The organism is Roseivirga ehrenbergii, from assembly GCF_001593005.1.
In the GTDB taxonomy this organism is placed as follows: Bacteria; Bacteroidota; Bacteroidia; order Cytophagales; family Cyclobacteriaceae; genus Roseivirga; species Roseivirga ehrenbergii.
On record NZ_LQZQ01000013.1, the window covers coordinates 1 to 302 of the forward strand.

General features: G+C 34.4%; 1 protein-coding gene. It reads right to left on the bottom strand.

All coding sequences use genetic code 11. From position 1 onward, the window contains the following. A partial coding sequence (locus MB14_RS09005) for a hypothetical protein (RefSeq protein ID WP_157716559.1) occupies positions 1 to 302 on the bottom strand: 302 nt, incomplete at both ends.

The window sequence follows — 302 nt, forward strand, 5'->3', positions numbered from 1 at the left end:
TCTTGAGAAATAACCTTCAGTTTTGTATCTGTCAATCTGAGAGTTAGCAGAAACAATAGTAGTATAGTTATCTAAAACAGGGTTGTCTAATACGATATAACCTGTTTTTGCAGCATTAAAATCGTTGTTTTTAATGCCATAACTTTCGTGACCCAATAAGATGTCAAAACTGTTTCTAGAATCTAAATCTAAAGAGTAGTTGATCAACTGGTTAAAGTTAGTAGTGATGTCAAAGTTGGCACTCTTAGTTGCTCTACCTACAGGGATATAATCACCTACGTATGGGTTACCATAGAATTGGC